This window comes from bacterium, from assembly GCA_024224155.1.
Lineage (GTDB): Bacteria > Acidobacteriota > Thermoanaerobaculia > Multivoradales > JAHEKO01 > CALZIK01.
The window spans coordinates 1-4,486 of record JAAENP010000153.1 but is presented as its reverse complement, the minus strand read 5'-3'; the positions used below and the strand labels follow the sequence as shown (position 1 = coordinate 4,486).

The window sequence follows — 4,486 nt, the reverse complement described above, 5'->3', positions numbered from 1 at the left end:
TGACAGCTCCACTGAAAACGGGCCGAAGATACGACTGCAGTCAGACCTCCCGCTGTCGCCAACCTCTCAGCACTCTGGTAAGGAAAAACATCATGTAGAAAGACAGCGCCACACACCTACTTGCGCGAGGAGTCCAGATACGCTTTCTATGGAAGTCGCCCTTCTCGGGCCTCTGACCACCGGAACATTGCGAACCGGTAGGCAACCACTCTCGATTCCCTCGAAGTGTTTGCTCAATGTTTGCTCTGCGTCCTTCGGGGGCGTGGCCGCAGCCGGCCATGATTAATATAAATCGTTGATTCTATGGAGCTTGGTGGCACGGCGGTCGGGCTGTGGGCCGACGCAAACACGGTGATCGGGCGTCAGAGTGTCGGTTGCCGCCGGGTCGTCTTCTGGACCGGCTGGCGGATCGGCGAAGTCCTCGGGCTCGAGTGGGCGAACCTCGATCTAGAGAACGGCGCCGCCAAGCTGCTCAAGACTAAGTCGGCGGAGGAAGAGTACCGACAGCTTCCGGCTGAGGCGGTTGAGATCCTCAAGCGGCTGTCGCCTCAGGCCTACTCCCAGTGGGTCTTCCCTGGTCGTAGCCCGGACGAGCACCTGGAAAGCGTCCGGAAACCCTGGTCCAGGATCCGCAAGCGAGCAAAGCTGGACAAGCTCGAGGGGCTCAGACCGCTCCGCCTCCACGACTTGAGACACAACCTTGTCAGCTGGGATGTCTCTCGCGGAGTACCTCTCGAGATTGCCGGCAAGAACGTCGGTCACCGCTCTCGGCGCTCCACCGAGGTCTACGCTCACTTCGCCCCCGATGCCCTCAAGCGTGCAGCCGACGAACGGGCAGGCGCGATGCGAACAGCGGTCGAGGCGACAAAGCAGAAGTAGGGTTCTGGCGCGAGACCGAGGGCGCTACTTCAGCGAGTGCATTTCGGGCCAGCAGCTGACATCCGAAGGAACGCGGAACCGCCAGAAACTCACCATGCCACAGGCCGGACGAGTTTTGACACGGACAGGTGTGGAAGCCTGCAATCGGGCTCGGTCGCCACACCTGACGCCTGGTATCTTGGAGCAAGGGTGACGCTCAACGGCGCCGGCTCGCCCGGCGCCCGGAGCAGAGGAGAGACCATGCGATGTCTCTGATCGAGACTTTCGAGAAATCCCGTCTCGCCACCGGTGCCGGCGAGCTCTGGCGCCGGGGAGTCACCGCCAGCTTCCTCAACGCGGTCGGCGACGGCTCGCTCCCGGAGGAGGCTTTCCACCGCTGGCTGGTCCAGGACTATCTCTTCGTCCAGGGGTTCACTCGCTTCATGGCGCTGGCCGCTTCGCGCACTCCGCGGCCGGCGCAGAGCGTCATGATCGGCGGCCTGGCCGCGCTCGATGCCGAGCTCGCCTGGTTCGAGGGCCATGCCGAGGCGCGCGGTCTCGACCTCGGCGCCGCAGCCCACCCGACCTGCCGCCGATATGTCGACTTCCTGGTCGCCTCCGCCTACACCGAACCGGTCGAGGTGCTGCTGGCGATCCTCTACGGAGTCGAGGTCGCCTACACGGTCGCCTGGGGCAAGCTCGAGCCAACGGGCCCCTACGCGGAGTTCATCGAGCGCTGGACCAGCGCGGAGTTTCAGCAGTACGTCGCCGAGCTTCTGCGACTCGCCGACGCCTACCCCCACCCCGGCCAGCAGCCCGCCTTCGACGAAGTAATGCGCCACGAGCGAGACTTCTGGCGCATGACCTGGAGAGGTTGAGGGTAGCGGCGGTGGCGGGCAGTGCTCCTCTTCACGAGAGACTCTGGCGGCAGAGCCGGGACTTGGCCTCCGGCTGCCTCGAGCACGCCTTCGTCCGCGGCCTCGGCGACGGCACGCTCGACCCCGAGGCCTTCAAGGGCTATGTCACCCAGGACGCCTTCTTCCTGCGCTCCTTTCTCGGCGCCTACTGCCTGGCGGCGGCGAAGTGTGCCGACGCACCGGAGCGGGTGCGCGTCTTGCACGACCTCGTCGGCGGTGTCCTCGAGGAGCTGAAGCTCCACGCCGGCTACGCCCAGAGATTGGGGATCGACCTCGAGCGGGTCGAGCCGCGACCGGCGACCTCCGCCTACACGGACTTCCTCGAGCACACCGCCTGGTCGGCCGAGCCGGCCAAGATCGTCGCCGCGATGACCCCTTGCATGCGCCTCTACGCCTTCCTCGGACAGAGCCTCGCCCCCGCAGGCGCAGACAACCCGTACCGGGATTGGATCGAGACCTACTCAAGCCCCGAGTTCGAGGAGCTGGCCGGCCGGCTCGAGGCGCTTCTCGATGAGCTGGGGCAGGACACCGAGGGCGTCGGCGACGCCTACCGCTACGCCATGCGGTGCGAGCTGGATTTCTTCGAGTCCTCGAGAACGCCGGCCGCTCAGCAGGCGCACGGGGATCACGCCAGGCCCTAGACAACGGGACGTGGCGCTCAGACCTAGTAGAGTCATCGGGGGAGAGAGTTGACTGTGCCCAGGGTCCGGCCCATCGAGAAGAAGTACACAGCGGTCCGGCGGCTCCTCGAACTGGGCAAGCAAAAGGGGTATCTACTCTCCGACGAGATCTACGAGATGCTGCCGGACGAGGTGGTGAGTCCGCCGGACGGGCTCGCTGAGGTCTACGTCCGCCTGTGCAAACTAGGCATCGAGGTCATCGACCGTCCGGAGAAGTATCAGAACCAGCTCTCCGTCGAAGGTGTGGAAGCCGAGTTCGAGCCGAAGGAGGGCGAGGTTGCAGAGGTTCCCCTCGGCGAGCACGAGAAGGACAAGGATCCGGTACGCATGTATCTTCGGGAGATGGGCACCGTGCCGTTGCTCGATCGTCACGGCGAACTGGAGATTGCCCGGAGCTTGGAGCATGGCGAGTGGTTGATCTACGCGGCTTTGTGCCAGCAGCCGCGGCTCTTGCACGAACTCTTGCGCCTTAACGAGCTCGCCCAGAGGCACAAGTGTGTGCCCCGAGAACTCATCGACACCGGACCGGACGAGCCCTTCGATGCGAAGACAAGCGACCGAATCAACGCGGACCTAGAGATGTTCCAGCGGATCGGCAAGTACGACCGAGAGATCAACAAGCTGCGCCACAGGCAGAAACGCTACGGTCGTACTGGCGATCCGTACCAGGAGATGGAGCGAGAGATCGACCGGCTGATGGCCAAGATCGGAGAGACGATTCGCACCATCGGTTTGACCTTCGAGGACCGAAACCAGCTGGTCGACTTGCTCGAGCAGATCGATCGTTCATTTTCCCGACTTAAGAAGGACATTCGGCGGGCGCAGCTTGCCTTAGAGCGCGAGCCCAACAAAGAGCTTCAGGCCCTACAGCGCCGCAGAATCGAGAAGCACCGCAGGAAGCTGCATGACCTCGGACAGCACTACGGAACCACTCATGCGCGGCTCACAACGACGATCCAGACGATTCGACAGGGGGAGGCGGAGTGTGAGCGAGCCAAGGAGGAGTTTGTTGTTGCGAACCTTCGCCTAGTGGTTTCCATCGCCAAGAAGCACACCAAGCGGGGGCTCCAGTTTCTGGACCTCATCCAGGAGGGCAACATCGGCCTGATGAAGGCGGTGGACAAGTTCGAGTATCGCCGCGGGTACAAGTTCTCCACCTACGCTCACTGGTGGATTCGCCAAGCGATCACCCGAGCCATTGCGGACCAGGTACGCACGATCCGAATTCCAGTGCATATGTTCGAAATCCTCAGCAAGCTCACCCGCATGACTCAGTCCCTGGTCCAGGAGTTGGGGCGCCAGCCCACCGCCGAGGAGATTGGCAGACAGATGGATCTGCCCGCCTCCAAAGTGCGCGAAGTCATGCAGATTGCTCAGCACCCGATCTCCCTCCAGTCCACAATCGGCAACGAGGAAGATTCGCACCTGGGGGACTTCGTCGAAGACAAGGATGCCGTCTCGCCGGTCGACTCACTCCTCTCCAGCAATCTTCAGGAGCAGATGGGCAAAGCCCTCAAGACTCTAGTGCCACGAGAGGAGCAGATCGTGCGCATGCGATTCGGAGTTGGCGAGGACTCTGGGTGTACTCTCGAAGAGGTGGGGCGCTCCTTCCGCCTCACCCGGGAGCGCATCCGCCAGATCGAGTCGAAAGCCATGGGAAAACTCCGTCACCCCAGTCGAGCGGCGAAGCTCAGGTCTCTACTCGACGGTTCGGCTCAGAGCTGAAGGTGAGGGCCGGGGGGGCGATCAAGTTTCTCCAGGCGGAACGAATGGGCAGGCTCAAACGGACGCCGCCGAGTCCCGGGCCACGGGCGCCTGGACAAGGGGCTGAGTGATAACGGGAGGCGGCGGATCCACCACCGGCTTCATTTCTTCGTCGGAGATCAGCTCGGCATACGGACCCAGCTTCTCTCGGTACCGCCACCTGTAGTACGCGGGCAGCGCCTCGCGACGACCCTCGTGGAACGCGAGAAGCTCGGAGTCGGTCCGGAGCCGCTCCAGGACCTCGCGCAGCGCGGCGAGGTCGTTTCT

5 protein-coding genes are annotated in these 4,486 nt (G+C 63.4%); 4 read left to right on the top strand and 1 reads right to left on the bottom strand.

The genetic code is table 11. The features are described 5' to 3' along the window. Window positions 1-303 precede the first annotated feature (303 nt). The 4 genes from GY769_08890 (at window position 304) to rpoD (ending at window position 4,180) form a co-directional block, all read left to right on the top strand. Complete coding sequence (locus GY769_08890; GenBank protein ID MCP4202036.1) at window positions 304-879, top strand: site-specific integrase; 576 nt, start codon at window positions 304-306, stop codon at window positions 877-879. A 245-nt stretch (window positions 880-1,124) separates the two neighbouring features. Next, window positions 1,125-1,736 (top strand): TenA family transcriptional regulator, encoded by a 612-nt coding sequence (locus tag GY769_08885; protein ID MCP4202035.1) that lies wholly within the window; start codon window positions 1,125-1,127, stop codon window positions 1,734-1,736. Window positions 1,737-1,747: 11 nt separating this feature from the next. Then, a complete protein-coding gene (locus tag GY769_08880) occupies window positions 1,748-2,416 on the top strand; it encodes a TenA family protein (GenBank protein MCP4202034.1) in 669 nt (222 codons plus the stop codon). Between the two features lie 54 nt (window positions 2,417-2,470). After that, window positions 2,471-4,180 carry an RNA polymerase sigma factor RpoD gene (gene rpoD, locus GY769_08875; protein ID MCP4202033.1) on the top strand — a complete coding sequence of 570 codons (1,710 nt, stop codon included), beginning with the start codon at window positions 2,471-2,473 and terminating at the stop codon, window positions 4,178-4,180. Window positions 4,181-4,234: 54 nt separating this feature from the next. Here rpoD and GY769_08870 read toward each other — a convergent pair. Next, window positions 4,235-4,486, bottom strand: a 252-nt coding sequence (locus tag GY769_08870; GenBank protein MCP4202032.1) for a radical SAM protein, incomplete at its 5' end; no start/stop codon positions are given.

Bases quoted from the DNA above. Each gene is read 5' to 3' on its own strand.
- GY769_08885 (MCP4202035.1), top strand. From the start codon at position 1,125: ATGTCTCTGATCGAGACTTTCGAGAAATCCCGTCTCGCCACCGGTGCC.
- GY769_08890 (MCP4202036.1), top strand. From the start codon at position 304: ATGGAGCTTGGTGGCACGGCGGTCGGGCTGTGGGCCGACGCAAACACG.